Raw genomic sequence first — 25,909 nt, forward strand, 5'->3', positions numbered from 1 at the left:
AATTATAAAATTCTTAATACCACCAAAAAAACTGTATACTTTAGATTCTAATAAAAAAAATATTAAAAACATAACAAATATTACTGATACCAAATAAAAAGGAACTGTCTTTTTTATTTGTTCAATCTCTTTTTTTAGAAGTTTTTGCTCTTTTTGATATTCTAAAATTTCGCTATTCTTATTCACCTGCTTTTTCTTCTTTAAGTCTTTGTTTTTCTAGTTTTTCTGAAAGCCTTTTTCTATTAATTGGCGGAAACAAAGTTTTGATATTTCGCTGTTTTAAAAAAGGATCTAAAACTAGTTTATCATGCATTAAATTGTCTTTATTTGGTTGCAAATTAGTTCCTAATAAAATCAATTCATTATTTAAAAATTGAGTTTCTTCTTTGGAAGCGCTTTCTTTTAACTTTCTTTGGATAACACCTTCTTTTAATTGTTTTAAAAAACCACCACCTTTTTCTATTTGTTTAAAAATAGCTAAGGCTTTTTCTGCCATTTGTTCTGTTAAAGAATCGATATAATAACTTCCGTTAGCAAAATCATTAGCGTTTTCAAAACCACTTTCTTCTTTAAGAATTAATAATTGATTTCTAGAAATTCGTTCTCCGAATTCATTTTTAACAGCAAAAATTTCATCATAAGAAACATTAGAAATTGTAGTTGCACCACCTAAAATAGCACTCATACACTCAGAAGTTGTTCTAAGCATATTTACATTGTAATCGTAAATTGTTTTGTTTCGTAAAGTTGGTTTTGCAAAAATATGAGCTTCTTTTTCTTCTAATTTAAATTGAGTTAATAACGATTTCCATAAAAGTTTAAATGCTCTAAGTTTAGCAATTTCATGAAAATAGTTTGTGCCAACGGAAATTTCGAAATGTAATTTGCTAGCAATTTTATCGCCAAAAATATGAATGTACTCTGTGGCGTGTGCTAACATATATGCAAGTTGTTGTACAATATTTGCACCTGCGTTTTCGTATAAATCACCAGAAATTGAAATAGAATTATCTACAGATGCTATAATGTCTTTTATTTTTTGAGCATCTTCTTTTAAACTGATATACCAATTACCAGCTTCAGCTAGATTTCCAAAAATATCAATTTGAAAAAAACAATTTTTATGGTTGATGAATTTATCAATTTCTATAATAAAATCTGCATCTAAAAAATTAATTTTAAAGTAAACAATACTCTCATTAAAATTAATTTGATTTAATACTGTTTTGTAATCAAATTTTTTGTGAGCAATAAATTGAATTGAATTAGCTCCTCTTTTTAAAGCATCAATAGCTAAATTGTTTGCTTCTTTATCGTCTACAATTAGTATTGTTTGGCATATGTTGTAAGATCCTTTTTGTGTTGCAGCAACTTTAAGGTTTGTTCTATCTTCTTTTGTGTAAAAAGGTTTTACAGTTATGCCTTCGTTGGTAGTGTAAAGTAAGGTGTCATTATAATCTGCACCTTTTAAATCTACTTGAATTTTTTGTTTCCAAGCAGAAGGAGATGTTTCTTCGAATTCACTAAACAAAAATTTACTCATGCTATTTTATGGTATCAAATTCAATTATATAAATATCTTCATTTTCTTTTTTCATAAGATATTTTTCTCTTGCAAAACGTTCTAATTGTAACGAATCTCCGAGTTTTTTAATGGTCTCCTTGTCTTCAGCAATTTTTATTTTGTAAAAAGAAATGGTGCTTTCTAAATCTTTAATTTCTTGATTAAATTTTCTGTGAACCAAATACGAGTTTTCATCAAAAAATAACATCCATATTAAAAACGGAATAAAAATTAAGACAAAACTATTTGTCAAAAATCTAAAAGCTTTATTTTCTTTAATCTTTTTTAAAGACATTTTTATAAACGTTCATTTATTACGGTTCTAACAATATCGATTGCTACATTATTAAACCTATCATTAGGTATAATTAAATCTGCAAAGTTTTTTGTAGGTTCTATAAATTGTTGATGCATTGGCTTAAGTGTTGTTTGATATCTGGTTAACACTTCATCCATATCTCTTCCTCTTTCTGTAATATCTCTTTTTAAACGTCTAATTAGGCGTTCATCTGTTTCTGCATGTACAAAAATTTTAATATCAAATAAATCTCTTAATTCTTTGTTATTAAAAATTAGAATTCCTTCTACAATAACTACTTTTCTAGGATGTGTTTTAATTGTGTCTTTAGTTCTATTATGCGTAACAAAAGAATAAACTGGCTGGTTTATTGTTTTACCAGATTTTAAAGCTTTTAAATGTTTTTTTATCAATTCAAAATCAATGGCTCTCGGATGATCGAAATTTATCTTTGTTCTTTCTTCATATGGTAAATCGTCTGTTGCATTGTAATATGAATCTTGAGATATTACACAAACTTCATCTGTTGGTAATTGTTTAATAATTTGATTTACAACTGTAGTTTTTCCACTTCCAGTTCCACCTGCAATTCCTATAATTAGCATAAAAAATTATGATTTTGATAAAATATTTACTTAAAGCTGTAAAGATATTATAAATATATAAATTTATAAGTTATGTGGCTTGTTTTTCAGAATCAAAAAATAGTTTAACGCTAGATTTTACTATGGATAAGTAATTCAATTAAAAACTAAAATTATTAATTGTTAAATAATTAGTTGTTTAACATGATTTTAAGTATAAGAAAAAGTCTCAAAAAAAGAATTTTGAGACTTTATAAAATATTGAGCCAATGGAGGGACTCGAACCCACGACCTGCTGATTACAAATCAGCTGCTCTAGCCAGCTGAGCTACATCGGCTTTTATTTTGAGATGGCAAATTAAATACAAAAAACAATAACTGCCAAAATAAATTTCACTTTTTTTTATAAAAAAAAGCTTCAATAAAAATTGAAGCTTTCTAAGTCAAGAAATAATAATATTACATAGAGTAAAAAAATTGTTCGTTTACAATTTTTCCCTCCTGTACTTCAAAAACGCAAACTTCTTCCATTTGTTGTCTTCCTTTGCTTTTAAATGTTACATCAAAGTTCATTTTGCTTGTAAAATGCTTGTCAGCAACTAGAGGTTCAGAGATTTCATTAGAATGAAATTCTACTACGTCTTCTAACCATTGTTTACTTTTTTCCATTACATTTTGTTTTCCAGAAACGATTTCTCCGTGTGGCACACCTGGCATTTCTTTACTAACAACATTATCTGCATATAATTCTGTTATGCATTCTAAGTTTTTACCTTGCTCGCACATTTGTTTCCATTTTTGTGCAACTTCACTTGTATTCATATTTTAATTTTTTTAGATAGACTTTAAAAGTATGAAAATTAAGTGATTATAAATAAAAGTATTTTAATTTAATGCTTGTTTGTAGGTTTTTAAACAACGTTCTCTTGCTTCTTTATGATCTACAATTTCTTTGCTGTAAGTTAATTCTTGAAATTCTGGCACCCACTTTTTAATATATTCTAAATCTTTGTCAAATTTTTTAATTTGAGTAGTAGGATTAAAAATTCTAAAATATGGTGCGGCATCTACACCAGAACCTGCAACCCATTGCCAATTACCAATATTACTCGCCATTTCATAATCGTGCAATTTTTCTGCAAAGTATGCTTCTCCCCATCGCCAATCTATTAAAAGGTGTTTGCATAAAAAGCTACCAACAAGCATTCTAATTCTGTTGTGCATAAAACCAGTTTCGTTTAACTGTCTCATACCAGCATCAACAAGCGGATAACCAGTTTCTCCTTTACACCATTTTTGAAATTCCGCTTCATTATTTCTCCATTCAATTCTGTCGTATTTTGGTTTAAATGAAGCGGTTGCTGTTTTTGGAAAATGCCATAGTATTTGCATGAAAAATTCTCTCCAAATTAGTTCTTGCCAAAAAATTTCATTTTTTTCTGAAGTTGCTTTTTTTATCATTTTACGAACAGAAACGGTACCAAAACGTAAATGTGGGCCCAGTTTCGAGGTATTGTCTAATGCAGGAAAGTTTCTTGTATCTTCGTATTCTTGAATTAAGGTAGGTGTTACCGTATATTCTTGAATTTTTTGCTTAGACTTAGTAAAACCTAATTCTGATAAGCTTAAGTTTGGTAACCTTGTGTTTTCAACTAAATTTTTTAGGTAAGAATTTGTATAATAAATGTCTAGATTGTACTCCTTAAATTTTTCTTTCCAGACTTTCATAAAAGGTGTGTAAACTACATAAGGATTACCGTCTTTCTTTACAACTTCATCTTTTTCGAAAATTACTTGATCTTTAAAAGTTTTAAACTCTATATTATTTTCATTTAATAATTGTTCAATTTCTTGATCCCTTTTGTTTGCATAAGGTTCGTAATCTCTATTAGTAAAAACAGAATTTATGGTATAAGTGTCTATTAATTCTTTATAAATATCTAAAGGTTTACCATGAAATATTGCAAGACTGCTGTTATTGTTTTCTTGCAATTCTTTTCGCATTTTTTGTAGCGTCTCAAATATAAAACTTACTCTAGCATCATCTTTAGGTAATTTAGATAAAATATTTTCATCAAAAATAAATATAGGTAACACTTTGCAGTCACTTTTAAGTGCATTGTAGAAACCAATATTGTCGTCTAGCCTTAAGTCTCTTCTAAACCAAAAAATATTTATATTCTCTTTCATTATTTTTGATATTCTCCAAAAAGTTCAATTAATTTCTTTTGTCTGTAATTAAAAATTTCTTCTAATTTTGGTTTTACTAAAATAGGATGTGCTAATTGTCCTAAAACTCCCATTGGTAGCTTGTAATCGATAATGTCTTCCATTTCTACACCACCTTCAATTTCATGAATAAAATGTTTGTGATGCCATAATGCATAAGGGCCAAACCTTTGTTCGTCTACAAAATACTCTTTATCTACAACATGAGTAATTTCTGTAACCCATTTCGTTTTTATTCCTAAAACAGGTGTAACAATATATTGTATAATTTGGCCAGAAAACATATCTCTGTCTGCACCAGAAAGAATATTAAACCCCATATAATCTGGTGTAATTGTTTTTAGGTTTTTTGGGTCTGATAAAAATTTCCAAGCCTCTTCCTTAGAAATTGGCAAATTTTGTTTTTTATGAAGTGTGTAAATTTTCATCTTAATTATGTATTAGAATGTATAAGTTTAACGATGTTGCTATGCACAACCAAATAATATATGGTAGTAGCAAGTATTTGTAATATAAAGTTTTAGAACTAAGTTTTAAAAAATAAACAAAAAGTAAAGTGGTAAGCAATAATATTGTAATTAAAGCGGTTAACACTAAATGTTTATTAAAAAAAATATAATTCCAACTTACGTTTAATATAAATTGAATTAAAAAAGCAATTTTATTCTCGATTGTATTTTCAACAGTAAACAACTTACCAAGATAAATCGAGAAACAAATCATAATAAGTGTCCAAGCAATACCAAATACAATTCCTGGCGGTGTCCAAGGAGCTTTATTTAAATTTGTGTACCAATCAGAAAGCGGCCCACTGTCCATTAACCAACTTCCAAATGCCAATCCACCGAAATTAATAATTAGAAAAAGCAGTGTTATTTTAAGTTGCTTCATTAATTAAGAATTAGCCTGTAATTCAGTAATTTTTTTTAATAAATCGTCTGCTTCTTTATATTTAGTATCACTGTCTGTTCTGTTTATAGATTGAAGCTTATAAGCTTCTTCCATCAGTTTTTTATACTTTTCTTGTAGTTTTTCTACAGGCGATTTCTTTTTGAATATACCAAACATAATTTTATTTTAAATGTTTTGTAATTTTAGTGCTTAGAGGTTTTGTAATAGAAAAATAGTAATCTATTAGTTTGCCTTCTGGAGATACCAAATATTTTTGAAAATTCCATTTTACAGAAGAGCTTTTAGTTCCGTTTAAAGATTTGTCTGTAAGCCAAGTGTAAAGCGGGTGTAGTTTAGTGCCTTTTACATCTATTTTTTCTGTCATTAGAAAAGTAACACCAAAATTAACTTTACAAAAAGCTTCTATATCTTCTGATGTTCCGGGTTCTTGTGCTCCAAATTGATTGCATGGAGAACCAATAATTATAAGATTCTCTTTATAAGTGTTGTATAATTCTTCTAATTCTTTGTATTGTGATGTAAAACCACACTTAGAAGCTACGTTGACAAATAATATAAATTTATTTTTGTACTCAGATAAGTCAATAGCTTTATTTTGTAAGCTATTGATATTAATTTTGTAAATATCAGTCATGTTATTATATTTTGAAGTTAACAATACCGCAATCTAATTCGAAAATTTGACCGGATATTGATTGAGCTTTATCTGAGATAAGAAAAGTTGCTAAATCTGATACTTCTTCTGGTTTTAGAAACTTTTTTAAAGGATGGCGTTCTGTGATATTCTCTATCATTCTTTCGTTTCTAAGTAGCTTTGATGCTAAATCTGTATCTGTAACTGTTGGTGCAATTGCATTAACTCTTATTGTTGGTGCAAGTTCTGCTCCTAAAGATTTTGTAATTCCTTCAACTGCAGATTTTGCTGCAGCAACACTAGCATGAAAAGGCATTCCTAATTTTGTAGCTACTGTACTAAATAATAAAATAGAAGGATTTTTACCATTTTTTAATTTAGGAAGATATTGCTGAATAGCTTTCACAGCTCCTACAACGTTTATTTCGAAATCTTCTCTAAAATCTTCTAATTTTAACCTAGATATAGGTTTTAGATTGATGCTACCGGGGCAGTATATAAGTGTATCTGCGTTTTCAATTTCTGGTAGTTCATCATTAAGAACATCACAGTCGTAATGTTTTAAGTTAGCGTGAGAAAGCGAAGGCGCTGTTCTACTAATGTTTATAATACTATTATTATCTACTAGTGCATTAACAATTGCGTCTCCAATTCCTTTGCTTCCTCCTACTACTATTATTTTTTTCATGTGCTTTTTAAGGTCTTCCTTTCAAGCGCTTTTCAATTTTTTGCTTCACAGCAGTTAAACGCTTCATTTGATCCATAATTTCTGGATCTTTATCTACTTTATATACTTGGTTTAGCTCTAAAATAAGTGCTTTAACTTCTCTAGACGCCAAAATTCTATCACTTGTTGTTTTAAAAGAGAACTTTCTGTTCTCAAACTCTACAGCTCTTTCTAATAAATCCATTCTACTTATCTTGTCGTTTTTATAATTTTTCCAATATAATTATAAAACTTAGATAAGCAATAAAAATGTGCATTTATTATTAAGCAGTAAGCGGTTTTCCTTTCAAACGTCTTTCAATTCGTTGTTTTATAAGAGTTAAACGCTTCATAATATCCATAATATTTGCGTCTTTATTTTTCTTATAAACTTCATTTAGACTTAAAATTAATTGTTTTGCTTCTCTTGCAGCCAATATTCTATCGCTGGTTGTTGGAAATCTTTTTTTGCGAGTTTCAAACTCTAGTGCTTGTTCGATTAACTTCATAATTAATAATTTAAGGTATTCTGTAATTCTACTATTTTTTCTTGGTTGTTAAATTTTCCTCCAAAATAAGAGGTAACCGTTGCAGAAGTATCGTCTTTGACTCCTCTAGAGGAAACGCATAAATGTTTTGCATCTATGATTACGGCTACATCTTCGGTATTTAAAATAGCTTTTAATTCTTCTGCTATTTGGTTTGTAAGTCTTTCTTGAACTTGTGGCCTTTTTGCATAATATTGTACAATTCTATTTAATTTAGATAAACCTATAACTTTACCAGAAGAAATATATGCCACATGTGCTTTACCAATAATTGGTACAAAATGATGCTCGCAATTAGAATAAAATGTAATATTTTTTTCGACTAACATTTGATTGTACTGATATTTGTTATCGAATAAAGCTATTTTGGGCTTGTTTGCAGGATTTAAACCAGAAAAGATCTCATCAATGTACATCTTTGCCACCCTTTTTGGTGTTCCTTTTAAAGAATCATCAGCTAAATCTAAACCCATTACATCCATTATTTCTGAAAATAAAGACGCAATTTTATCTTTCTTCTCGGTGTCAGAAAGCTTAAATGCATCCTTTTTCATTGGAGTTTCTAAGCCGGTAAATAAATGATCATCACCAATATCATCGATGGTAAAACCATTTAAAAGTCCTTTTTTTTCTTCTTGTAATAATTCTGTTATCATAATTTTCTTTTTTATGTGCTGTCTTAAACGTTTTTGTTAAAGCAAAGCACGGGTTTATCTTTTGGCGATATTATTGTTCGAGATAGATTTTTGTCTAGAACATTTAAAACGTCCTTTTTCGAAGTTTCTAAGTTTTTCGTGTTTGGTTTTTCTTCCTTGAACTCTTTTACGCCACATTTTAAAACTAGATAGTTTCATTTCTGAGCGCATTAAATTGATTACTTCTTGTTCTTTTAAACCAAATTGAAATTCTATTGCTTCGAAAGTTGTTCTGTCTTCCCAAGCCATTTCTATTATTCTATCAATAGATGTGCCATTTAATTTTTTCATCTAGTATAGCTGGTATTGTTTGTCGTTTTCTATTTTAAAGTTTACTAATTTTTCGATAAACTTTTTGTTTTCATTAAACAGTTTATTGTATTTAAACCTAACAAAGTTGCCTTGTGCATGTATGCTAAATCCACTAGTTCTGTATGTGTGAAGTTGGTAATAAGGTATTGCCCAACTAAAAGTTTCTAATCCTTTATTAATATGAATTATAATTCCTTTTTCTCTAAGTTCTATATTACCGTAATTGATATCAGAAACTTTGTTCATGTATTTAGCAAAACCATGACCTACTTTTTCTATTATCATTCTCTTAGAGCCTGTTCCACCCATTTTTAATGATTGAAAAAAACTATAAGGCGCACCTAACAAGTTGTCTATTTTTGCTTTAGCGTCATTGTTTTTATGTGTGGTATTAAATATCATTACTCAAATATATAAAAAATATATTTATGTTTAACAATATTTAAAAATGATTAAACAAAATTTAACAAAATATTAAAATTTGTTTTTATTAATAGGTTTATTCTTTAGTAAATAGGCTTTTTTTATTAGAAACGGTGTGTCTTTTTAATATTCTATAACTTTCTTCTTGAACAGTTTTGTCTTTTTTAAGCTTCCATAAAATATCACTTGCATTTTTTCTAGCTGTTTTTATGTCGACAATTGGTTTAGGGTAATGAATGCCTAGCTCAAAATTATTAAACTGTTGATCTAAAGGTGTCATTAAATACGGTTCGTGAATAAAAGGTATAGGAAGTTCTTTTAATTCTGGAACCCATCTTTTTATAAAAGTAGCATCTTCATCATGCTTTAAACTATTTTTAATAGGATTGTAAATTCTTAATAAATTAATACCAGTTTCGCCAGCACTCATTTGTAATTGCGGAAAATGAATACCTGGTTCAAAATCTAAAAAAAGTTGAGATAAATGTTGCGATGCATGTTGCCAAGGTTGCCATAAAATATGTGTAAAAAACGAAACTAACATCGCTCTCATTCTAAAATTTATGTAACCAGTTTCTTTTAAACATCGCATACAGGCATCTATAATCGGGAAACCTGTAGTTCCATTTTTCCAAGCTTCTTGGTATTTCTTTGAAATACTTTTTTTTAGTTTTAGATATCCTTTATTTATACTTTCGTTTTCCATGCTGTGTTCCATTTCAAACTTTTGAATAAAATGTGCTTGCCACCTTAATCTAGAAATAAATGCGCTAATGTGTTTTTTATTACTATCTGTGGTATTGTTTACGGCTTCCTGAAATATTTGTCTTATAGATACGTTTCCCCAGGCAATGTAAGGAGATAGCCTGCTACAGCTTTCTCTAGCTAATAAGGGTTTAGAAATATTAGACATGTATTTCTCATGTCTTGTTTTAAAAAAAGAATCGGCATATCTCCAAGCAAGTTTAGAACCTCCTTTTTGAAATGGAGTTTTTTTATTTGTTTCTAGATTTACCGTTCTAAATAATTTTTCGATTGCTTCAATTTCATCAATATTGATTAATTTATCAGCAGAAATATTATTTTTTATTTGAGAAGCGTACATGTAGTTGTCCCATTTTTCAAACCAATCTTCTCTGTTTAGTAAACCTCTTAAAACGCCGTTGTTATTGTTTTCTATCCATTCAATTGTATTGTTTCTGCAGTATCTTTTAAATTCTTTGTCTCTATTAAAGGTTAATAGTAAACCTGTTTCCTGATGCGAAAAAACCGTATTAATTTTATAGGTTGTAGCAAGTTGATTAAAAGCGGTTACAACTTCGGTTTCTACAGTTAAAATTTTAGAATTATATTTTTTTAAACGTTCGTTTAAGTCTTCGATAGATTGTTTTATAAAATTCCAGTGACGATTATCGTAATGCTCGTCGCTTATTAAAGATGGTTCTAAAACATATAAAAACAGCGTACGTTTATTAGAATTGAAAGCGTTGTAAATAGCTTCGTTATCTTCTAAGCGTAAATCTCTTTTAAACCAAACAACATTAATTTCTTCTCTATTAATATGCATCTATGTTTTCTATTATATGATTTGCTTTTTCTTTAATTTTTAATCTTTCTTCTGTAGACATTTTGTTTAGTAAACTATACATCATTTTCATTCGAAAATTAGAAGAAAGTTCGGTTTGTTTTTCGTCTAAGAAATTCCAGTATAAAGAGTTAAAAGGGCAAGCATCGTCTTCTAGCTTTTTTGTTTTTTTGTATGTACAAGACTCACAATAATTACTCATTTTACCAATGTAACTTCCGCTAGAAACATACGGTTTGGTTGCAATTTTACCGCCATCTGCAAATTGACTCATGCCTCGAGTGTTTGGTAGCTGAACCCACTCGACAGCATCTACATAAATGCCTAAATACCAAGCATCAATTTCATCTGGATTAATTTGCGTTAATAAAGCAAAATTTCCAGTAATCATTAAACGTTGTATGTGGTGCGCGTAACCGTTATTTAACGAATTTTGAATTGCGTTTTTTAAGCAATTCATTTTTGTTTTTCCTGTCCAAAAAAACTCTGGTAGCTTATTATTATTGTTTAAAAAGTTTTCATTTTTATAGTTTGGCATCAACATCCAATACATGCCTCTCATATATTCTCGCCAACCTAAAATTTGTCTAATAAAACCTTCTACTTGAGAAATGTCTATTTGGTCGACATTCTTTCTATAGGTTTCTAAAACCGAATTAATTATTTCTTTTGGCGATATCATTTTTGTATTCATGGCAAAAGAAATTCGGCTATGAAATAAATAAATTTTATCTGTGTGCATTGCATCTTGATAATCGCCAAAGTGCACCAATAAATTTTCACAGAAATAAGCTAATTGTTTTAATGCTTGTTTTCTTGAAATTGGATACTCAAAATATTTTGCATTTATTTTACCAATGGTTTTAATTCCTGCTTTTTTAATTTCTGATAAAATATTTTCTAAGTTGTTATCGAAATTTATTTCTGTAGGAATTAAAACATCACCTTTCCATTTTTTACGATTACTTGCGTCGAAATTCCATTTTCCGCCCTCTGGTTGTTCATTCACAATTAATATTTGATGTTTTTTTCGCATGTTTCGATAAAAACTTTCCATTAAAAACTGTTTTTTACCTTTAAAAAATGTTTTTAAATCATCTCTTTCAGTATAAAAGTGTTCTGTAGAAAAAACTTGATTTGGTATATTTAAAGATGATGAGAACTCAGACAATTGTCTGTCTAATCTGTATTCATCTGGCGCTAAATATTCGAATTTCTCAATAGTATATCCTTTGATTAACGTTTTTAAATTCTCAGTTAAATTTTGAGCGTTTTTTTTATCATTTATTTTGTAATAAATTACTTGGTGATTTGCAGTTTCTAATTCTTCTGCAAAATTTCTCATTGCAACGAAAAAGCCTACAACTTTCTGAATGTGATGAGTAACATAATCTGTTTCTTGTCTCATCTCGAACATGCAATAGATGGTGTCTTTACAAGATTTATCAAACCAAGAATGTTTACTATTTAGTTGATCTCCAAGAATTAGTCTTAATTTCTTCATTTTAAAATAATGTTTTTTCTAACCAAATTTTTCTAAACTTGTAATTTGTATCATAGCGTTCTGCTTGAAGTTGCGTGTTAAACTTTCTGTCTCGAGGGTCGTTACCAACGCCAGCAACATACATCCAATTTCCATAATTGCTGTGAACGTCATAATCAATTAATAAAGATTCAAAATAAGCAGCGCCAATTCGCCAATCTATAAGAAGTTCTTTAGCTAAATAAGAAGCAACATTTTGTCTACCTCGGTTACTCATCCAACCAGTTTCTTTGAGTTCAATCATATTAGCGTTTACAAAATCGTCTTTTGTAGTACCGTTTATCCAATTTTCAATTAGATTTTTATCTGAATTCCAAGTGTAGTTTTTTTCTAAAATTCCACCAATTTTAAAAATTCTATTATCGTATTTTAAAGAAATATATTTAAAATAATCGCGCCAAATTAATTCGAAAACAACCCAATATGTAGATTGGTTTGCCCCAAATTCAGTTTCGAATTCTTTAATTTTCCAATAAATCGTTTTTGCTGATAAGCTACCGTTTGCGAGCCACGGAGAAAATTTAGTGCTATAATCTGGACCAACTAATCCGTTTCTAGTTTTTTTATAAAAATTCACTTTTTTGGTTTCAAAAAAGTAATTATTCAATCTATTTAAGGCAGCGTCTTCACCGCCAGAAAACTTAAATGCTGATTTCGGGTGGATTTCAAAATTATTAAAACCTAAATCTTTTAAGTGAGGAATACTAGTTTGGTTTTCTACTAAATTTTCTTTTGGTAATGGAGTAGGAGTAGTTTCTGATTGAACTTTAACCGATTTTTCTAACCTTTTTCTAAAAACGGTAAAAACATTCGGAATATTATTAAAATCATTAGAAACTGTTTCTGGATTGTAAAGAAATTGATCGTAATCTTCTATAAAATGAATCTTGTTAAAGAAACTTTGTTGTATCAATTTGTTAGTTTCAACTTCTTCTTTTGTCCATTCTTTTTGAGAATATATGGTATGAATATTAAACTCTTTACAAATTTTGTTTAGATGATTTTGTGGTGCATCGTAAAAAGTTAATAGAGTAATATTTAATTTTTGAAGGTTTTTTTGAAGATTTTGTATTGTTTCTATCAAAAATTGGGCTCTAAATTTTTCTGTTTTTTTAAAACCGAAAATGTCTTTTTTAAAATGCTTCGGATTAAAGTAAAATACTGCAATAACTCTTTGATGGTTTTCTATTGCTTTTTTTAAAGAGACATTGTCGTTAACTCGTAAATTATTACGAAACCAAACTAAACCAGTATTTTCTTGTTTTTGCTGCATTTTTTACTACAATATTTTACATTTTCCCAGTTTTTTTTCCATTTTTTACGCCAGCTGAATGGTCTCTTGCAAACGATGCAAATCTTCTCTGGAAGGTGTTGTTTTTTCAAAATTATTTATTAATATTTTGTATCATCCCGTTAAAAACAAACCAGTGAAAAGGCATTACAGAATACCAATACAATCTACCAGCTAAACCATGCGGTCGAAATGTTGCGGTTTGATAAATGTGCCCATCTTCAATTTTAAATTCTAACCAAGCTTCACCGGGTAAAATCATTTCTGCATACAACAGAAGTTTTCCTTTTTCTTTATCCGCATAAATAACACGCCAAAAGTCTAATGCATCACCAGCATTTAATTCTGTAGGATGTCTTCTGCCTCTTCTTAAGCCCGCGCCTCCAAAAAGTTGATCTATAAAACCTCTAATTTTCCATAGAAATGTGCCATAATACCAACCGGTTTCTCCGCCTATAGCCCAGATTCTGTCAAGCGCTCTTTTCTTATTTTTAACTTTTCTCTTTTTAAAATCTTTAAAACAACCATATTCTGGAACGTTTATAAATTCATGTACAAAATTTTTTAATTTACCGCTACTTACGTAAGAATCTTTCCAACTAGAAATAATACTATTTTGTTCTATCTTTTTAAAAGCCAACTTAACGGCTTCTTTATAAGACATCGGTTTAACATTTAACAGATTGTTGATGTTACTTTTTTTGCCAATAACTTCTACACCCATCGAGTTTACAAGAGAACTAGCCAATTTATAAGACGTTGAGGTAACAAAATACAACCAATAAGAAGATAGTTTTGGCGTCATAACAGGTACAGTTAAAATGTATCTTTTTAACTTTCTTACTTCTGCAAATTGCAATAACATTTCTTTGTACGTTAAAACTTCTGGACCAAAAATATCGTGCGATGTATTAAATAATTCTTTCTTATTTAAAGCTTTGTGTAAAAAAGATAAAACATCTCTAATAGCTAAAGGTTGTGTCTTTGTATTTAGCCATTTAGGTGCAATCATAGCAGGTAATTTTTCTACAATATCTCTAATGATTTCAAAAGAAGAACTACCAGAGCCTACAATAATACCTGCTTTAAAAGTTGTTAATGCATACGTGTCAGAAGCCAGTGCGTTTTCTACATTTTTTCTAGATAATAAGTGCTTCGAAAGGTTTGTATCATTTGTAATTCCGCTTAAATAAATTACTTGTTGTAAGTTAGATTTTTCTGCAAAGCGTTTAAAGTTGAATGCACATTTTTCTTCTAAAGTATGAAATTCTTTAGCTGAATTAGACATAGAATGAATTAAATAGTAGGCAATATCTATATCTTTAGGAATTGCCTCTAACGTATGTCCGTTTAAAAAATCGGCTTCAATTAATTCAATATTTTTTTGATTTTTGTAATAATTTTGAGCTCTTTTTTTATCTCGTACAGGGCAAACTATGGTGTGACCGTCGTTAATTAATAACGGTATCAATCTTTTACCAATATAACCCGTTGCACCTGTAACAAGAATTTTCATACGCCTTTATTTTTTTGGTCTTTGGTAGCTTAATTGCTTTTTAAATTTTGGTATGGCATAACCGTCTAAACCATTAATAGTAGCAACGTTACCTAGAGATAAATTTACCAAACCGTCTTCTTGTAAAAGAGTGTCTTTAATATAAAGCTCTTCTATTTGCGCTACAATAAGCATAACGTCGTTAGAAGAAACATATACTTCTTCAACAAATTTCATACACATTTGTACAGGAGAGTTTTTTACAAAAGGAGCGCTATGATTGCCTTTAAATTCTTCTTCCAAATCAGTTTTATCAAATTCTGATACATTTTCTGGATACTTGGCAGAGGTGTGATGCGCATCATCTATAATATCTTCATAAATATGGTTTATTGTAAAATATCCGTTCTCTTTTATATTTTTATAAGTATTTCTGGGCACTGTTGTTGGTCTTAAAATAAAACCTAATGTTGGCGGATTAGAACCTAAATGTGTTACAGAACTAAAAACAGCTACATTGCTAACACCTTCCTTAGAAATTGAACCTAATAAGTTGGCAGACTTAAAGCCAGAACAACTATTTATTAAATTAATTTTATAAATTTTTTCTAAGGATTGTATGTCTTCAAAATTGAAAAATGCCATTATAAATTTTTAAAATTATTTATTTTGATATTGGTCGCTTTTAGATCATGCATTAAATTATACAAACCAAAAAATGTTCTGTTGATGTATATAAAGTGTTTAGAGCCTCTGTTGCCATTCATGTTCTTTAACTCAGTGCTTTTTGCATATTTTTGTCCTAAATCAGATATTTTTCCAAAGAAATTTTCATCAGAGAAGTCAAATTTTTCTTCATGAAAAGGTTGTGTAAATAAACTTAACATTTCATGAAACATCGCTCTAAAGAAATCTAGTTCTTCTTTAGAATCGTCTTTTCTTAATATTTCTAATTCAAATAATTTTTCTTCAAAATAAACAGGATTCGAAATATTTTCTTTTTTCGCCAATTCAAAATAAGGAACGTAAAAATCATTTGGTATTGTTTTCATACAACCAAAATCAATTACAATTAATTCATTTTCTGGAGAGATTAAAAAGTTTCCTGGATGTGGATCTGCATGTACTTTTTTTAATTTATGAATTTGAAACATATAAAAATCCCAAAGTGCTTGCCCAATTTTTGTTGCTGTTTCTGTATCGTTTGTAGAAAATTCTGATAAATGCACACCATTCATCCAATCCATCGTAATAATTCTATCCGAAGATAAATCTGCATAATATTCTGGAAAGTTAAGATTTGGTATGTGTTTACATGCGGCAACAATTTCTTTACTTTGGGCTACTTCTAAAACGTAATTGGTTTCTTCTACCAGTTTGTTTTCTACTTCTTTAAAATATTTATCAGAATCTTTACCTCTAATATTAAACATTTTGATGGCAATTGGTTTTACCAAAGATAAATCTGAAGCAATGCTATCTGCAACACCCGGATATTGAATCTTTACAGCTAATTTTTTACCATTTTTTTCTGCTTTGTGCACTTGCCCAATACTAGCAGCATTTATAGACACAGCATCAAATTTGTCATAAATTTCATTCGGATTTTTACCAAAATAACGTTTAAAAGTCTTTGTAACTAGTGCAGGCGAAAGTGGCGGAACAGAAAATTGCGATAAAGAAAATTTTTCTACATAAGCTTGTGGTAAAATGCTTTTTTCCATGCTTAACATTTGCGCAACTTTTAGTGCACTTCCTTTTAATTGCTTTAAGCCATCATAAATATCTTCGGCATTGTTTTCGTTTAACTTTGCTTTTGCTTCTCCTTCTGATTTTGTGATTTTATCACCATAATACTTTAAATAATTAACTCCGATTTTAGCACCTGTAGTAACTAATTTAGAAGCTCTTTGAATTTTTGAAGTTGGTATAGAGTCTATTGTTTTCATAGGTATTAATTAAAGTTAATTTTTTCTTTAAGTATAAATTTCCCAAAATCGATAATGCTTTTTAAAGGTTTTACATCAATTAAATCAAACCTGGCATTAATAGATTTTTCAATAAATATATCCGTCTTTTCAAAAGAAGGAGAGGTGTCATCTAACCAAAATTTCATAGTAACAATTAACTGCAACCAAGAAGATTCTTGAATAGTTTTACTTTGTATTTTTTCTAGCTTTTCTTGTTTAAGGTCAATTTTTTCGATACCAATATTGCTAACAAAAACTTTATAATCTTCACGCAACTGCTTTAGGTATTTTAAACTTTTTAAGTCGTTGTTTTCTTTTAATGCATAAACAACATAGCTTCTATTTGCGGTTAAGATTTCAAAAAAGGTAAAATAAAAACTTAACAATTTATTTCTAGCGTCGTAAGTAGGGTAATCTTCACTTTTTGCTAAAATTTTTATGGTGTGGTTAAAAAATTCGCTAAAAATAGATTCTTTAATAGCTTCAAAAGAACCGTAGAATTTATAAAAATCTGTTTCTTCGAAGTTGTTTTCTTTAGCAAAACTAAAAACAGTTTTAGGGTCATGGTTATTTTCTAGTACAAACTCCATGTACCAAGAAATTAAATTGTCTTTTGTGATGTTTTTCTTACGAGCCATAATTGATTAAATTTTATGTAAAGATACAAATGTTTAATGATATTTCAATTTTGTTAAACAATAATATTTTGTTAATACTATTTTTTATAGTTTTGAAATAGAGTAATACCTAGGTTTATAATTTTTAAGAATTAGTTTGTAGTGTTTTTTCTTTAAAAACATATATTTACAATAGATATTTCTAATTTAAAAGATACGAAATTATTTAACCATAAACTATAAAATTATATTATTAAATGATTATCAATAAATACTTAACTGTTTCTTTAACAGTGTTTAGTTTTCTTTTTTTTACTAGTTGTAACCAAAAGAAAGAGCAAAATAAAACCTCTATCGACAATTCATTATCCGCAAAAAAAAGGAAGTCTGTTATGCCAAATGGAATGGTTTGGGTCGACTCAAAAACATTTTTAATGGGCGCTAAACAAGGTGATCAATTTGCAATGATGAGAGAAAAACCGGCTCATGAAGTATATGTAGACGGATTTTATATTGATAAAAATGAAGTTACAAACCTTCAGTTTAGAAAATTTGTAGAAGCTACAAACTATATAACTACTGCAGAAAAGCCTATCGATTGGGATGAAATTAAAAAGGATTTACCACCAAATACTCCTAAGCCTGCCGATTCTATTTTACAACCAGGAAGTTTGATTTTTAATAAAAACGCAGGTAAAATTGTTTCTATGAATAATTATCAGCAATGGTGGAGTTGGAAAATTGGTGCAAATTGGAAGCATCCAGAAGGACCAGGAAGCTCTATTGTAGGTAAAGATAATTATCCTGTTGTACATGTTAGTCATAGTGATGCATTGGCATATTGCAAATGGGCAAATAGAAGGTTGCCAACAGAAGCAGAATGGGAAGCTGCTGCGCAGGGTTTAAATAATGACAATATTTTTGTTTGGGGTAATAATAAGGAGGCTTTAAATAACAACGCCAATACTTGGCAAGGAACTTTTCCTACAGAAAATAACTCGGTAGACGGTTTTGAATACATTTCTCCTGTAAGTTCTTATCCTGCCAATGATATTGGTTTGTATGATATGGCAGGTAATGTTTGGGAAATGACTTCAGACTTGTTTAATGTAAATTACTATAAATCTTTAAACAAAGATGAAATTTTAAACAATCCAAAAGGAGCTGAGAAATCATATTCGCCCGCAAATCCTTATCAATTAGAATATGTTATGAAAGGGGGATCATTTTTATGTCACGAATCGTACTGCGCAAGCTTTAGAATATCAGCAAGAATGGGAATGGAACCAAGTTCTAGCTCAGACCACATTGGTTTTAGAACAGTAGTTACCAAAGAAATGTTAGAAAAATAAAAAAGCTTAAAAATCAGAAGATTTTTAAGCTTTTTGTCGGGGTGGCAGGATGATAACTAAACCGCCACTATGCAGTAAAATCAATACTTTAGGAAAAGTGCTAAAACAGTGTGAACCGAATTGTAGACCTAATAGTTAAATTGAAATAGTATGTTTTATTTGAACGTCTAAAACAAATTTACGATTTTAACTTCATTAAAACCAAACAAATAGCGTCAAATATTATGATTAATCTATTAAATATTTATTAATAGTTTCTTCCTCAATACCACTATAATTAGCAAAATCTTGTACTGTTATAAATTGATGAGGCTCTTTGTCTAAATACTCTTTTATCTTATTAATAAGCTTACGACAATAACGTTCACTACGCCCTGTGATGCGCTGAATGTCTTTTGGATATATACAAGCTCTTTTTGTATTCATAATACTTTATCTATGCTTTAACCATACTGATACTAAACTTCATTTATATGCTGATTTTGGCGAAATCGGAAGTAATGGTAGTATATGGTATTCGCTTTTTCTTTATTGCTCATAAAGTTAGTTGTTTTGATTAATTATTAAAAAATAAATTAAAATTATTATGGCAAAACAAACAGGAATTATCAAATTAAAAGGAACTATCGGAGGTATTTCTTTTTACAAAACTTCAGATGGACATTTGGCTCGTGAAAAAGGTGGAGTGGACAAAAACAGAATTCAGAATGATCCTGCGTTTCAAAGAACGCGTGAAAATGGCTCTGAATTTGGAAGAGCTGGTAAAGGTGGAAGAGTATTGCGAAACGCAATTCGTTTGCTTTTACAGAATGCAAAAGATAAAAGAGTGGTTTCTCGATTAACCAAAACATTAGTGGCAGTTACTAAAACTGATGTGGTTAATGAGCGAGGTTTAAGAACCTTGCAGGACGGAAATTTAGCACTTTTGGAAGGGTTTGAATTCAATTTGAATGGAAAGTTGGGAGCAACTTTATTCGCTCCTTTTACCAAAGCTTTTGACAGAGTAACTGGTGAAGCAACTTTAGATTTGGTTGCTTTTTCACCAGTGGTGAGAATTGCAGCTCCTGCAGGAACGACACATTTTAAAATTGTAATGGGTGCTACAGAATTGGATTTTGAAAATGAAACCTCAACTTTTGAAAGTGATGCAACTGCTATCTTACCCTATACAGCTGCTGACACTGCTGCAATTGCACTATCTGCAACAATTACTGCGAATTCTACACAACCAGTAACCCAAGTAATTGGCGTAGAGTTTTATCAAGAAGTAAATGGCGACATGTATGCCCTTAAAAATGGTGCTTATAATGCCTTATCAGTTGCGATTATTGACAAACCATAACTATGGAGTTGCTATTGCAAAGAGCATATTTTAAACAGGGTACCAATGGTACTCTGTTTGCTTCTGATACATCTTTCGACAGTGTTCAAGACAGGTTCCTTTGTCATACCATTGAGTTACCCTGGAGAAATAACAAAAGAAATATTTCTTGTATTCCTGAAGGAGTGTATGAAATTATACCAAGATTTTCAAAACGTTTTCAGCATCATTTGATTTTGAAAAATGTTCGAGGTAGAAGCTTTATTTTATTTCATCCAGCTAATGATGCACTAAGGGATTTAGAGGGTTGTATTGCTCCTGTAACTTATTTGAGCGGCATTGGTAAAGGCATTTATTCAAAGGATGCAATGCAGAAACTATTGTCTTTGGTGTATCAAGCAAAAGATAGAAAAGAAAAAATAACATTAACCATTAAATCACAGAATTATGAAAATTATAGAACGTTATAAAAAACCAACACCAAAGTTTTTTAGACTCTTAAGAAATATTGGTATTGTATTGGCTACAGCTGGAGGAGCAATTATTGCTGCCCCTGTTTCAATACCTGCTACAATAGTAACCATTGCAACCTATATGACAGTTGCAGGAACAGTTGCTACAGCCGTTAGTCAAGCTGTAGTTTCTGATGAAAAAAAGGATTAGTAAAAATATGTTACAGAACGATATTCAAATAAAGTCTGGTGTTGTTGGAGGAACATTGCTTTCTACAGTTTTTACTATTAGTTTAGACGATATACTTTTTACTATTATTATGGCTGTAATTGGAGCAATTGTTAGTTTTTCTGTTTCTACATTATTAAAGTGGTTATTTTTTAGAAAGCAAAAAAAGAATACCTAGTTTTAGTACTGGGTATTCTTTTGTTTTCATTGACTAAATAGTCAGAATTTCGTTTTCAAAAAGAATTATTCTGGTTTCTAATTCGTTGTATTTTGCAAGTTGAATCATATTTTTTGTTCCTTTACTTTCTCCATCCCAAAAAGCAATTAATGCGTCTGCGTATATTGCCATTTGTTTATTTCTTTTTGGTCCAGCAGCTTTTCCATATTTTATCCAATCAGCCGGAAATTTTATGATTTTGATTTTTTTTTCGGAGGCGTATTTCTCTCCTAATTTGTCTGCACCTTTGTAATGAGCTCCAGATACAATCTCTATATTTTTATAATCCTGGAGGAATTTATCACATTCTTGTTTTAATTTTTGATAGTTGGTGAAGTTTCTGCTCCCAGCTATAATTATTTTCATAGTTTAATTTGTTAAGATCTTAGTAAGGCTATTTTTAGTTTTGAAATAGTTGATAATTGATGTTGTAAGTTTTCTTCATAAGCAGTTATTTTTTTGAGCTTTTCAACTTTCAATTGCCATTGTTGTTCTTCATAGTTCTGCAGTGCTGTATATATTACTTTTTTCACATCCGAAATACCAATAAATGGAATGACAGAGCCTTTTAAATAATACCGAAAGTACTGACCAACTTTTAAAGATAAACACAGGTAATACAAAGACTCTCTATTTGCTGTAGAAGTTGTGGAAATTACAAAACAGTTTGCACAAGGTTTGTCTAATGGCTTTCCAGAATTTAATCCTTTATTCAAAATAAAAAAATGTGGGTTTGAGTAAGTTCGTCCAATTTTGTGGGTTTTGATTTCAAAAATTTGCATAAGTATCCATTTTTAGGTTCAGATTCTTTTGCTATTTTTTTGCCCATAAAATTTTGGAAAGGAAAATAACAAAAAGAAAGCTGTTTCTAAATGGAGAGGGTAGACTATCAAGGTTTTTGAAAAAAATACTACCAACTACTGAATGTTGAATTTTGAGTATTAAGTTGTCAGTTGGTGGAGATTTTTTTTAAAACCCGAAGGGCTTGACCTTTATAGGCTAAAAGCGGAGGCTTTAAAAAGACAAAATTTTATGCAATTACATTTTTCTTGAATGAAACAGATGTTGAAACCACTACAACATTAAGGGAACCATTTGTTTTGCTGTCTTTTTTTTGTTTTTCTTTTTATCCTTTATTTTTTATTATATCTAAAATGATAGATTTTATCTGGATTTTTTTTTGTGATTACTTAACGAAATGAAACAAACAAAGACTTGAGATAAGGAATGCTTGGACTTAGCGATGGTTTTGTGCAGTTGAATGAGATAAGGAATAATTAACTAAAAGTATTTTTAAAAATTTAGTATCTTTACTATTGTGAGTTTAAACTCACATTCTTTTTCATAGCAATTTTTACCCACCTCTCCACGATGTGGGTTTCTTTTTTTGAATAATTAAAGACGTAGTACCTAGTGCGTGAGCAGCAGCGAGAATAAGTGTAAAGACTTTTTATTTGTGCTTTCTAATTTTATTGAGGTTTTATTAAAAGTGAATGCTTACTATTTTAAATTTTAAAGGATTGATTTACTAATGAAACTTTTTATTTGTTTTATACATAGCATTTACTTTTAGTGAAAACGGTTACAACGTATGTTCTACACTAATAAAGAGTTTTACTCTTATTGGCTTTTTTTTGATTTTATATGTGCTTTCTAAATTTTCTTTAATTTTCTACTTTTAGTTATATAGTTTTTAAGTTTAATGGATAGTACCCATAAGCACTTATAAAAACAATGTAACATAGAAGAATTGTTGTTAAAATATCTACATGTTATTATTAATATCAGAAGTGAGCGTTGGATGCGCCGCTATTTTACATAATGGCGTTATAGTGCCTGGAACTTTTGTGGAAGAGCAGTATAATTGCGCATTATGTAAAGATAGCTTTGGGGAGTTTTGTGTTTTATGAAATAATATAAACGCGTTGCTTTTTAGAGTTGTGTAATGAGTTTGCGAATGGAACAAGCTGTAAAATGCAACTACCTTTAGAGTTTTAAAACGCTAAACTTGCATTGGCGCGCGGAACAAACCAAAAGACAGAGATTTTTTGCTTTTGCAACAAACTGGATTTTGGTTTGTGGGGAGTTTAACTATTATCAAGTAACTTATGATGTAGTTTTATATTTTCAATTTCATAAACTTTTGTAGCAATGCATTCTAATTTATCTGGATTGAAAACGGCTAAATTATAACCTTCAGCAAATAATGAACTCTGATATTCTACACCATCAAAACCTAATGATTTTATATATTCACAAATATATTGAGTAGGAATGTAATCCAATGTTTTATCCTTTTTTCTTATTGGAAGTGATAATTCTTTTTGTAAAGTATAAATAAAAGGTAAATATTCTATGTAACTCTTTATATCCTCTCTTTCAGACCAATAAATAGGATCTGTTTCAATATTTCTAAAACTAATAACTTTTAATTCTTTTATTACTGCAAACTCACCAATTGTGACATAATCAAAGATGGTACTTCTTGTTTCGTATAAAGCAGTTTCTAAAGAGTTTGCTATATATAAATATGATATTCCTTTAGGATTTGCTCTACCAGCTGTAGCTAATTCTGGTTTAGGTGGATTACCCATATTATTTTTATCAAAACCTATTTTATCAGAAATTCTTGACCTGTAAAAAGTTTCATCAATATTAATATCTCTAATTAAACTACTTTGTATAATCGATTTAAAAATATCAAAATTTAGAGAATTACTGGCAAAATAACGGTTTGCAAATTTAATTTCTTTTTTAAAATCATTCCAAATATTGTGAATCTTTGTTTCTTCCTGAAGAATATTTGATGATACTTGATTTTCAAATAAATGATTGAAATCTTCGATTTCATCTATGAAAATAGATTTAAAAAGAAACTTATTATCAACAACTAAATCTGTTGTAAGGTTAAAGTTTTTTTTAATAGAAGCAGAAATATCAAGTTTAGATTTTGTATCAATGTCATAAAGAGAAAATATATTTCTAAAATAATCTGCTAATTCTTTTGCTAAATAAATTGAAACATTATCGGATTTACAGAAGTCGCATTTACCTTTTTTATTATAAGAATCGATAATACTTTTTAGGTATATACTATTGAAACAATTTACACAACAATTCATAATTAAATCTTATCTACAATTAATTCGATATGATTCATTATTGATAGTTTTTTTAAAGTACCTAAACCAGGAAAGTGACCTCGATTATGAAGATCTTTATAAACTTCAACAGCTTTGGTGTTTATATTATTGCTAACACACCAATTAACAAGTTTTTCAAGTGCTTCTGCGAATTTACCTCCTATATCAGATACATCACCATTTGAGTCAGATACAAAATGTTTTACCATTATTTTACCTGATGCATTAATGTAAGATAAATGCATTGCAACAGCTCTTGGTAAAAAACCTGAATCTGAATAATTGTCACCAACCGTTAAAAAATCAGAAAAACCGAAAAACCCTTCAGCTTTATAAAAACTGTATTCTTCAGAAAAAGGACTTTCCCCTACTTCAAGATAATCTGCATTTCTTGGCATATCTCTAAAATAATCATCTAATGAAATTCTGCTATCTTCAGTGAATAATCTATAATAACGCCTACTTGTATGACTAAAGTAAATAATATTGTAAATAACGTTTATGTTACTTTGAATTTCAGTAATACTAACTTCTGATATTTCAGAATTATGAATTAAAGTAACGCCTTTATAATCTAACTCTAAACTATTTACACCTTCAATTAAAGCTGGAATTTGCTCTTCAATTTTTGTGTCTATAATTATTGCAACTTGATAATTATTATAATGTTGCAATACCTCTTTTAAAAGACCTATAATTTTATTACCCTCACCAACTAAACCACCCACTTTAGGATTGATAATAACACTAAAGTTTACATTTTCAGATGCTAAAGTTTTTAATGCAGATTTTAAGGTAGAAGAACCTTTAATTGGTTCGATTACAGGTGAAATTTTAGTTGAAAAATTTGGTAGTAAACCACATAATTCTCGTAACGCGATTAATTCAAATTGTTTACCTCTGACATATGGGAAATACATAGCTTACTTTTTTTATAAAGAAAATCTTCTAATTCAATGAAATCTTTTTTTGAAAAATTTAAAGTGTAACAGATATGTTTTAATGAATCTGGGACTAAATCATCATTAAATAATTCTGGATTAGAAATATTTCTAAATTTTAATTCTTTGATAACTAATTTTTGAAACTCTAAAATATCTATTTTTTTTGAAAGTTTAAAACACTCTCTAAAAATTAGTGTGTTAGGAACAACAGGAATTGCTCCAAAATGTTTTTTCAGTAAACTAATATATTCATCTTTTCTTAAACTCTTGAATAGTGTTTCGTGGGAAAATGAAAAATTTTGTTCTGCTTTTTTAATAGTTTTAAGCGCGTTTCTTTTTGTTAATTCAATTAAACCAATTTCTGTGTTATGAAACTTAACTAATAGATTAGGAATGTGTTTTGAATTTGAAACCACATAGATTTTATCAGCAAATTTTTTATAATCTGCTAATTGTTTATCCAATTTATCTAAACCATCTAATTCAGTTTTTATTTCATAAACACGAGCTTCACCATTTAAAATAACAAAGTCTGCTATTGAATTACCAATTTTAAATTCTGATAGTGCTATTGAATTTTTTAAGCTATACTTTTTAAGAAGTTTTTGATTTAAAAGGATGTTTTTATAAATATATTCATTTTTGTAAGTACCTAAAAGTGATTTGTAAATAGCATTAATGACTTCAAAGTTAGTGGTAGAATCTGATATTTTAGTGTGTTTGTTAATACGATAAAATGTATCAAAATAATTCTTATCCTTTACTATTTTTTTAAAATTAGCAGGAGATAGAATTTGTGATAAATTCCTTAAACTTTCTATATTTTTAGCTACTTGCATTATTTT

34 protein-coding genes and 1 tRNA gene are annotated in these 25,909 nt (G+C 29.1%); 5 read left to right on the top strand and 30 right to left on the bottom strand.

Going from position 1 to position 25,909, the window contains the following annotated elements; translation table 11 throughout:
• Positions 1-178: 178 nt before the first annotated feature.
• The 24 genes from BXQ17_RS14200 to BXQ17_RS14310 all read right to left on the bottom strand — a co-directional run bounded on the left by BXQ17_RS14200 (position 179) and on the right by BXQ17_RS14310 (position 17,427).
• On the bottom strand, positions 179-1,543 hold the full coding sequence (locus BXQ17_RS14200) for a methylmalonyl-CoA mutase subunit beta (RefSeq protein WP_077811273.1): 1,365 nt from the start codon (positions 1,541-1,543) through the stop codon (positions 179-181).
• Position 1,544: 1 nt separating this feature from the next.
• Positions 1,545-1,859 (bottom strand): septum formation initiator family protein, encoded by a 315-nt coding sequence (locus BXQ17_RS14205; protein WP_077811274.1) that lies wholly within the window; start codon positions 1,857-1,859, stop codon positions 1,545-1,547.
• 2 nt (positions 1,860-1,861) lie between these two features.
• Positions 1,862-2,467 carry a uridine kinase gene (gene udk, locus BXQ17_RS14210; protein ID WP_077811275.1) on the bottom strand — a complete coding sequence of 202 codons (606 nt, stop codon included), beginning with the start codon at positions 2,465-2,467 and terminating at the stop codon, positions 1,862-1,864.
• A 243-nt stretch (positions 2,468-2,710) separates the two neighbouring features.
• Positions 2,711-2,784 (bottom strand) — tRNA-Thr (locus BXQ17_RS14215).
• Positions 2,785-2,905: 121 nt separating this feature from the next.
• Complete coding sequence (locus tag BXQ17_RS14220; protein ID WP_077811276.1) at positions 2,906-3,268, bottom strand: nuclear transport factor 2 family protein; 363 nt, start codon at positions 3,266-3,268, stop codon at positions 2,906-2,908.
• A 63-nt stretch (positions 3,269-3,331) separates the two neighbouring features.
• Positions 3,332-4,636, bottom strand: a complete 1,305-nt coding sequence (locus BXQ17_RS14225; protein WP_077811277.1) for a deoxyribodipyrimidine photo-lyase — start codon at positions 4,634-4,636, stop codon at positions 3,332-3,334.
• Positions 4,636-5,103, bottom strand: coding sequence for an SRPBCC family protein (locus tag BXQ17_RS14230; protein WP_077811278.1), 468 nt, complete (start codon positions 5,101-5,103; stop codon positions 4,636-4,638). The genes BXQ17_RS14225 and BXQ17_RS14230 overlap by 1 nt, the downstream gene beginning before the upstream one ends.
• A 1-nt stretch (position 5,104) precedes the next feature.
• Complete coding sequence (locus tag BXQ17_RS14235) at positions 5,105-5,566, bottom strand: TspO/MBR family protein (protein WP_077811279.1); 462 nt, start codon at positions 5,564-5,566, stop codon at positions 5,105-5,107.
• Positions 5,567-5,569: 3 nt separating this feature from the next.
• On the bottom strand, positions 5,570-5,743 hold the full coding sequence (locus BXQ17_RS14455) for a Lacal_2735 family protein (RefSeq protein ID WP_149025921.1): 174 nt from the start codon (positions 5,741-5,743) through the stop codon (positions 5,570-5,572).
• Positions 5,744-5,747: 4 nt separating this feature from the next.
• Positions 5,748-6,221, bottom strand: coding sequence for a glutathione peroxidase (locus BXQ17_RS14240; RefSeq protein WP_077811433.1), 474 nt, complete (start codon positions 6,219-6,221; stop codon positions 5,748-5,750).
• Between the two features lie 4 nt (positions 6,222-6,225).
• The gene (locus BXQ17_RS14245) at positions 6,226-6,909 is read right to left on the bottom strand and encodes an SDR family NAD(P)-dependent oxidoreductase (protein WP_077811280.1); all 684 of its coding nucleotides are present in this window, start codon (positions 6,907-6,909) and stop codon (positions 6,226-6,228) included.
• 7 nt (positions 6,910-6,916) lie between these two features.
• On the bottom strand, positions 6,917-7,132 hold the full coding sequence (locus BXQ17_RS14250) for a hypothetical protein (RefSeq protein WP_077811281.1): 216 nt from the start codon (positions 7,130-7,132) through the stop codon (positions 6,917-6,919).
• Positions 7,133-7,211: 79 nt separating this feature from the next.
• On the bottom strand, positions 7,212-7,436 hold the full coding sequence (locus BXQ17_RS14255) for a hypothetical protein (RefSeq protein WP_077811282.1): 225 nt from the start codon (positions 7,434-7,436) through the stop codon (positions 7,212-7,214).
• Positions 7,437-7,438: 2 nt separating this feature from the next.
• Positions 7,439-8,131, bottom strand: a complete 693-nt coding sequence (gene folE, locus BXQ17_RS14260; protein ID WP_077811283.1) for a GTP cyclohydrolase I FolE — start codon at positions 8,129-8,131, stop codon at positions 7,439-7,441.
• 54 nt (positions 8,132-8,185) lie between these two features.
• Positions 8,186-8,461 (bottom strand): TIGR03643 family protein, encoded by a 276-nt coding sequence (locus tag BXQ17_RS14265; RefSeq protein ID WP_077811284.1) that lies wholly within the window; start codon positions 8,459-8,461, stop codon positions 8,186-8,188.
• Positions 8,462-8,884, bottom strand: coding sequence for a hypothetical protein (locus tag BXQ17_RS14270; protein ID WP_077811285.1), 423 nt, complete (start codon positions 8,882-8,884; stop codon positions 8,462-8,464).
• A 97-nt stretch (positions 8,885-8,981) separates the two neighbouring features.
• Entirely contained in the window at positions 8,982-10,472 is a 1,491-nt protein-coding gene (locus BXQ17_RS14275) for a cryptochrome/deoxyribodipyrimidine photo-lyase family protein (protein ID WP_077811286.1), read from the bottom strand.
• Positions 10,462-11,994, bottom strand: coding sequence for a cryptochrome/photolyase family protein (locus tag BXQ17_RS14280; RefSeq protein ID WP_077811287.1), 1,533 nt, complete (start codon positions 11,992-11,994; stop codon positions 10,462-10,464). The genes BXQ17_RS14275 and BXQ17_RS14280 overlap by 11 nt, the downstream gene beginning before the upstream one ends.
• Before the next feature lies 1 nt (position 11,995).
• A complete protein-coding gene (locus tag BXQ17_RS14285; RefSeq protein ID WP_077811288.1) occupies positions 11,996-13,306 on the bottom strand; it encodes a DASH family cryptochrome in 1,311 nt (436 codons plus the stop codon).
• Positions 13,276-13,416: a DUF2256 domain-containing protein gene (locus BXQ17_RS14290; protein ID WP_077811289.1), complete on the bottom strand. Its 141-nt coding sequence runs from the start codon at positions 13,414-13,416 to the stop codon at positions 13,276-13,278. The genes BXQ17_RS14285 and BXQ17_RS14290 overlap by 31 nt, the downstream gene beginning before the upstream one ends.
• Before the next feature lie 2 nt (positions 13,417-13,418).
• Positions 13,419-14,840: an SDR family oxidoreductase gene (locus BXQ17_RS14295; RefSeq protein WP_077811290.1), complete on the bottom strand. Its 1,422-nt coding sequence runs from the start codon at positions 14,838-14,840 to the stop codon at positions 13,419-13,421.
• Positions 14,841-14,846: 6 nt separating this feature from the next.
• Positions 14,847-15,464, bottom strand: coding sequence for a flavin reductase family protein (locus BXQ17_RS14300; protein WP_077811291.1), 618 nt, complete (start codon positions 15,462-15,464; stop codon positions 14,847-14,849).
• Positions 15,464-16,768, bottom strand: a complete 1,305-nt coding sequence (locus BXQ17_RS14305) for an AarF/ABC1/UbiB kinase family protein (RefSeq protein ID WP_077811292.1) — start codon at positions 16,766-16,768, stop codon at positions 15,464-15,466. Before BXQ17_RS14305 ends, BXQ17_RS14300 begins: the two co-directional genes overlap by 1 nt.
• Positions 16,769-16,773: 5 nt before the next feature.
• Positions 16,774-17,427 (bottom strand): TetR family transcriptional regulator C-terminal domain-containing protein, encoded by a 654-nt coding sequence (locus BXQ17_RS14310; RefSeq protein WP_077811293.1) that lies wholly within the window; start codon positions 17,425-17,427, stop codon positions 16,774-16,776.
• A 236-nt stretch (positions 17,428-17,663) separates the two neighbouring features.
• Between BXQ17_RS14310 and BXQ17_RS14315 the strand changes: the two genes are divergently transcribed.
• Positions 17,664-18,758 carry a formylglycine-generating enzyme family protein gene (locus BXQ17_RS14315; RefSeq protein WP_077811294.1) on the top strand — a complete coding sequence of 365 codons (1,095 nt, stop codon included), beginning with the start codon at positions 17,664-17,666 and terminating at the stop codon, positions 18,756-18,758.
• Positions 18,759-18,986: 228 nt separating this feature from the next.
• On the opposite strand, the gene BXQ17_RS14320 is transcribed toward BXQ17_RS14315, so the two are convergent.
• Positions 18,987-19,184 carry a hypothetical protein gene (locus tag BXQ17_RS14320; protein WP_077811295.1) on the bottom strand — a complete coding sequence of 66 codons (198 nt, stop codon included), beginning with the start codon at positions 19,182-19,184 and terminating at the stop codon, positions 18,987-18,989.
• Between the two features lie 160 nt (positions 19,185-19,344).
• On the opposite strand from BXQ17_RS14320, the gene BXQ17_RS14325 reads away from it, so the two are divergent.
• The 4 genes from BXQ17_RS14325 to BXQ17_RS14340 are packed head-to-tail and all read left to right on the top strand — an operon-like array spanning position 19,345 to position 20,938.
• Positions 19,345-20,100: a hypothetical protein gene (locus BXQ17_RS14325; protein WP_077811296.1), complete on the top strand. Its 756-nt coding sequence runs from the start codon at positions 19,345-19,347 to the stop codon at positions 20,098-20,100.
• A 2-nt stretch (positions 20,101-20,102) separates the two neighbouring features.
• Positions 20,103-20,549 (top strand): DUF5675 family protein, encoded by a 447-nt coding sequence (locus tag BXQ17_RS14330; RefSeq protein ID WP_077811297.1) that lies wholly within the window; start codon positions 20,103-20,105, stop codon positions 20,547-20,549.
• Positions 20,527-20,742 carry a hypothetical protein gene (locus tag BXQ17_RS14335; protein ID WP_077811298.1) on the top strand — a complete coding sequence of 72 codons (216 nt, stop codon included), beginning with the start codon at positions 20,527-20,529 and terminating at the stop codon, positions 20,740-20,742. The genes BXQ17_RS14330 and BXQ17_RS14335 overlap by 23 nt, the downstream gene beginning before the upstream one ends.
• Before the next feature lie 7 nt (positions 20,743-20,749).
• A complete protein-coding gene (locus BXQ17_RS14340; RefSeq protein WP_077811434.1) occupies positions 20,750-20,938 on the top strand; it encodes a hypothetical protein in 189 nt (62 codons plus the stop codon).
• 33 nt (positions 20,939-20,971) lie between these two features.
• Here BXQ17_RS14340 and BXQ17_RS14345 read toward each other — a convergent pair whose 3' ends face one another.
• The 5 genes from BXQ17_RS14345 to BXQ17_RS14365 all read right to left on the bottom strand — a co-directional run bounded on the left by BXQ17_RS14345 (position 20,972) and on the right by BXQ17_RS14365 (position 25,903).
• Positions 20,972-21,343 (bottom strand): DUF2493 domain-containing protein, encoded by a 372-nt coding sequence (locus BXQ17_RS14345; protein WP_077811299.1) that lies wholly within the window; start codon positions 21,341-21,343, stop codon positions 20,972-20,974.
• A gap of 11 nt (positions 21,344-21,354) precedes the next feature.
• Positions 21,355-21,759 (bottom strand): hypothetical protein, encoded by a 405-nt coding sequence (locus BXQ17_RS14350; protein ID WP_149025922.1) that lies wholly within the window; start codon positions 21,757-21,759, stop codon positions 21,355-21,357.
• A 1,305-nt stretch (positions 21,760-23,064) separates the two neighbouring features.
• Positions 23,065-24,099 carry an RES family NAD+ phosphorylase gene (locus tag BXQ17_RS14355; protein WP_077811301.1) on the bottom strand — a complete coding sequence of 345 codons (1,035 nt, stop codon included), beginning with the start codon at positions 24,097-24,099 and terminating at the stop codon, positions 23,065-23,067.
• 2 nt (positions 24,100-24,101) lie between these two features.
• Complete coding sequence (locus BXQ17_RS14360) at positions 24,102-25,040, bottom strand: sce7725 family protein (RefSeq protein WP_077811302.1); 939 nt, start codon at positions 25,038-25,040, stop codon at positions 24,102-24,104.
• Positions 25,001-25,903 carry a sce7726 family protein gene (locus tag BXQ17_RS14365; RefSeq protein ID WP_077811303.1) on the bottom strand — a complete coding sequence of 301 codons (903 nt, stop codon included), beginning with the start codon at positions 25,901-25,903 and terminating at the stop codon, positions 25,001-25,003. Before BXQ17_RS14365 ends, BXQ17_RS14360 begins: the two co-directional genes overlap by 40 nt.
• Positions 25,904-25,909: the final 6 nt, after the last annotated feature.

Source organism: Polaribacter sp. BM10 (assembly GCF_002005425.1).
Lineage (GTDB): Bacteria > Bacteroidota > Bacteroidia > Flavobacteriales > Flavobacteriaceae > Polaribacter > Polaribacter marinaquae.

Coding starts and splice junctions, on each gene's coding strand:
- BXQ17_RS14200 (WP_077811273.1), bottom strand. CDS start 1,543: ATGAGTAAATTTTTGTTTAGTGAATTCGAAGAAACATCTCCTTCTGCT.
- BXQ17_RS14205 (WP_077811274.1), bottom strand. CDS start 1,859: ATGTCTTTAAAAAAGATTAAAGAAAATAAAGCTTTTAGATTTTTGACA.
- udk (WP_077811275.1), bottom strand. CDS start 2,467: ATGCTAATTATAGGAATTGCAGGTGGAACTGGAAGTGGAAAAACTACA.
- BXQ17_RS14220 (WP_077811276.1), bottom strand. CDS start 3,268: ATGAATACAAGTGAAGTTGCACAAAAATGGAAACAAATGTGCGAGCAA.
- BXQ17_RS14225 (WP_077811277.1), bottom strand. CDS start 4,636: ATGAAAGAGAATATAAATATTTTTTGGTTTAGAAGAGACTTAAGGCTA.
- BXQ17_RS14230 (WP_077811278.1), bottom strand. CDS start 5,103: ATGAAAATTTACACACTTCATAAAAAACAAAATTTGCCAATTTCTAAG.
- BXQ17_RS14235 (WP_077811279.1), bottom strand. CDS start 5,566: ATGAAGCAACTTAAAATAACACTGCTTTTTCTAATTATTAATTTCGGT.
- BXQ17_RS14455 (WP_149025921.1), bottom strand. CDS start 5,743: ATGTTTGGTATATTCAAAAAGAAATCGCCTGTAGAAAAACTACAAGAA.
- BXQ17_RS14240 (WP_077811433.1), bottom strand. CDS start 6,221: ATGACTGATATTTACAAAATTAATATCAATAGCTTACAAAATAAAGCT.
- BXQ17_RS14245 (WP_077811280.1), bottom strand. CDS start 6,909: ATGAAAAAAATAATAGTAGTAGGAGGAAGCAAAGGAATTGGAGACGCA.
- BXQ17_RS14250 (WP_077811281.1), bottom strand. CDS start 7,132: ATGGATTTATTAGAAAGAGCTGTAGAGTTTGAGAACAGAAAGTTCTCT.
- BXQ17_RS14255 (WP_077811282.1), bottom strand. CDS start 7,436: ATGAAGTTAATCGAACAAGCACTAGAGTTTGAAACTCGCAAAAAAAGA.
- folE (WP_077811283.1), bottom strand. CDS start 8,131: ATGATAACAGAATTATTACAAGAAGAAAAAAAAGGACTTTTAAATGGT.
- BXQ17_RS14265 (WP_077811284.1), bottom strand. CDS start 8,461: ATGAAAAAATTAAATGGCACATCTATTGATAGAATAATAGAAATGGCT.
- BXQ17_RS14270 (WP_077811285.1), bottom strand. CDS start 8,884: ATGATATTTAATACCACACATAAAAACAATGACGCTAAAGCAAAAATA.
- BXQ17_RS14275 (WP_077811286.1), bottom strand. CDS start 10,472: ATGCATATTAATAGAGAAGAAATTAATGTTGTTTGGTTTAAAAGAGAT.
- BXQ17_RS14280 (WP_077811287.1), bottom strand. CDS start 11,994: ATGAAGAAATTAAGACTAATTCTTGGAGATCAACTAAATAGTAAACAT.
- BXQ17_RS14285 (WP_077811288.1), bottom strand. CDS start 13,306: ATGCAGCAAAAACAAGAAAATACTGGTTTAGTTTGGTTTCGTAATAAT.
- BXQ17_RS14295 (WP_077811290.1), bottom strand. CDS start 14,840: ATGAAAATTCTTGTTACAGGTGCAACGGGTTATATTGGTAAAAGATTG.
- BXQ17_RS14300 (WP_077811291.1), bottom strand. CDS start 15,464: ATGGCATTTTTCAATTTTGAAGACATACAATCCTTAGAAAAAATTTAT.
- BXQ17_RS14305 (WP_077811292.1), bottom strand. CDS start 16,768: ATGAAAACAATAGACTCTATACCAACTTCAAAAATTCAAAGAGCTTCT.
- BXQ17_RS14310 (WP_077811293.1), bottom strand. CDS start 17,427: ATGGCTCGTAAGAAAAACATCACAAAAGACAATTTAATTTCTTGGTAC.
- BXQ17_RS14315 (WP_077811294.1), top strand. CDS start 17,664: ATGATTATCAATAAATACTTAACTGTTTCTTTAACAGTGTTTAGTTTT.
- BXQ17_RS14320 (WP_077811295.1), bottom strand. CDS start 19,184: ATGAATACAAAAAGAGCTTGTATATATCCAAAAGACATTCAGCGCATC.
- BXQ17_RS14325 (WP_077811296.1), top strand. CDS start 19,345: ATGGCAAAACAAACAGGAATTATCAAATTAAAAGGAACTATCGGAGGT.
- BXQ17_RS14330 (WP_077811297.1), top strand. CDS start 20,103: ATGGAGTTGCTATTGCAAAGAGCATATTTTAAACAGGGTACCAATGGT.
- BXQ17_RS14335 (WP_077811298.1), top strand. CDS start 20,527: ATGAAAATTATAGAACGTTATAAAAAACCAACACCAAAGTTTTTTAGA.
- BXQ17_RS14340 (WP_077811434.1), top strand. CDS start 20,750: ATGTTACAGAACGATATTCAAATAAAGTCTGGTGTTGTTGGAGGAACA.
- BXQ17_RS14345 (WP_077811299.1), bottom strand. CDS start 21,343: ATGAAAATAATTATAGCTGGGAGCAGAAACTTCACCAACTATCAAAAA.
- BXQ17_RS14350 (WP_149025922.1), bottom strand. CDS start 21,759: ATGCAAATTTTTGAAATCAAAACCCACAAAATTGGACGAACTTACTCA.
- BXQ17_RS14355 (WP_077811301.1), bottom strand. CDS start 24,099: ATGAATTGTTGTGTAAATTGTTTCAATAGTATATACCTAAAAAGTATT.
- BXQ17_RS14360 (WP_077811302.1), bottom strand. CDS start 25,040: ATGTATTTCCCATATGTCAGAGGTAAACAATTTGAATTAATCGCGTTA.
- BXQ17_RS14365 (WP_077811303.1), bottom strand. CDS start 25,903: ATGCAAGTAGCTAAAAATATAGAAAGTTTAAGGAATTTATCACAAATT.